1 rRNA gene and 1 pseudogene are annotated in these 2,267 nt (G+C 43.2%); one reads left to right on the top strand and one right to left on the bottom strand.

Annotation, left to right across the window (positions count from 1 at the left end):
- Positions 1-258 precede the first annotated feature (258 nt).
- Positions 259-1,762, bottom strand: a 16S ribosomal RNA gene (locus tag EAL49_RS08170).
- A 1-nt stretch (position 1,763) separates the two neighbouring features.
- Between EAL49_RS08170 and EAL49_RS08620 the strand changes: the two are divergent.
- A pseudogene (locus EAL49_RS08620) lies at positions 1,764-1,951 on the top strand (hypothetical protein).
- Positions 1,952-2,267: the final 316 nt, after the last annotated feature.

Raw genomic sequence — 2,267 nt, 5'->3', positions numbered from 1 at the left:
AAAACTTTAGACAAAAAGCAAGATCTAAGAAACCAACACAAGCAAACTAAACACATTAAACATTAAATATAAAGACACTAACAACTAAAAATATAAGCATTAAGAAATAACAAACAATAAGCAAGCAAATATTAAAAACAATCAAGAATAAAAAAAAGAAAGAAAAGCCCAATCTTTCAAAACTAAGCAACAAGAAGTTCTTTTGTCAGGTAATACTCTTTGGCTTTTAACAAGCGAATGTTAAAAGCTTTTCTCTAGAAAGGAGGTGATCCAACCGCAGGTTCACCTACGGTTACCTTGTTACGACTTCACCCCAGTCGCTGTGTGTGCCGTGGGCAGTAGCCAATTTAGCATCCTGACTTAAGGCAAACACAACTCCCATGGTGTGACGGGCGGTGAGTACAAGACCCGGGAACGTATTCACCGCAACATGGCTGATTTGCGATTACTAGCGATTCCAGCTTCATGCAGGCGAGTTGCAGCCTACAATCCGAACTGAGAGGTGTTTTGAAGATTGGCTCCACTTCGCAGTATTGCTTCTCTTTGTGCACCCCATTGTAGCACGTGTGTAGCCCTAGGCGTAAGGGCCATGATGACTTGACGTCGTCCCCACCTTCCTCCTCCTTACGGAGGCAGTATCCTTAGAGTTCTCAGCATAACCTGTTAGCAACTAAGAAAGGGGGTTGCGCTCGTTGCGGGACTTAACCCAACATCTCACGACACGAGCTGACGACAGCCGTGCAGCACCTGTTTTCAAGGTCTGGCAAGCCAGACACTCCACTATTTCTAGCGGATTCTCTCAATGTCAAGCCTAGGTAAGGTTCTTCGTGTATCTTCGAATTAAACCACATGCTCCACCGCTTGTGCGGGTCCCCGTCTATTCCTTTGAGTTTTAATCTTGCGACCGTACTCCCCAGGCGGGATGCTTAATGCGTTAGCTGCATTACTGGAGAGACTAAGCCCTCCAACAACTAGCATCCATCGTTTAGGGCGTGGACTACCAGGGTATCTAATCCTGTTTGCTCCCCACGCTTTCGCGCAATCAGCGTCAGTAATGTTCCAGCAGGTCGCCTTCGCAATGAGTATTCCTCTTGATCTCTACGGATTTTACCCCTACACCAAGAATTCCACCTACCTCTCCCACACTCTAGAATAGTAGTTTCAAATGCAGTTCTATGGTTAAGCCATAGGATTTCACACCTGACTGACTATCCCGCCTACGCGCTCTTTACGCCCAGTGATTCCGAGTAACGCTTGCACCCTCCGTATTACCGCGGCTGCTGGCACGGAGTTAGCCGGTGCTTATTCGTTAGATACCGTCATTATCTTCTCTAACAAAAGGAGTTTACAATCCTAAAACCTTCATCCTCCACGCGGCGTTGCTGCTTCAGGGTTTCCCCCATTGAGCAATATTCCCTACTGCTGCCTCCCGTAGGAGTCTGGACCGTGTCTCAGTTCCAGTGTGTCCGTTCACCCTCTCAGGCCGGATACCCGTCATAGCCTTGGTAAGCCATTACCTTACCAACAAGCTGATAGGACATAGGCTGATCTCTTAGCGATAAATCTTTCCCCCGTAGGGAGTATCTGGTATTAATCATCGTTTCCAATGGCTATCCCAAACTAAGAGGCACATGACCTATGCGTTACTCACCCGTGCGCCACTAATCAGCATTCTAGCAAGCTAGAAGCTTCATCGTTCGACTTGCATGTATTAGGCACGCCGCCAGCGTTCACTCTGAGCCAGGATCAAACTCTCCATAAAAGTGTTTGTCCTAAAGCTCTTTTGTTTTTTGATAGGCTATCATTATTTCTAACAATAGCTTTAGCGTATCACAAGAACTCGTTTTATACTTTTTATACTTTATTGAATAAAACGGGTTGTGTTCTTAAGTATTACAACAACAAAACAGAAAGAAACTTTTTAAAAAGGTTTAGCCAAATGCTAACCTAGTAAATACTCTCATGCCATTCAGTCATCAATCATAATGATATAACCATCATAATCAATGAAATTGATTGGCACTGGTTGGATAAGAATTTCTTATAAAAGAATGGAAGTTATAAAAACTCTCACTCTATTTAGTCGGTCATTACTTATTTTGTTTTAGAATATCCCTTTAAAAAGAACTTCTATCAATTTGCTTAGTTTTCAAAGATCGTTTGCTTTTAATCAGCTATCCTTGTAAGGTATCAAGCGGCTTTTTAAAAGCCCTTGCTGAAACAAGGAAATGAAAGTATAGTCATAGAAAGCTTAAGGTTTGCTTAAA

The organism is Helicobacter pylori (assembly GCF_003637665.1).
Taxonomy (GTDB): Bacteria; Campylobacterota; Campylobacteria; order Campylobacterales; family Helicobacteraceae; genus Helicobacter; species Helicobacter pylori_CK.
The sequence above is the reverse complement of the archived record's forward strand: the minus strand, read 5'-3'. Positions and strand labels throughout refer to the sequence as shown.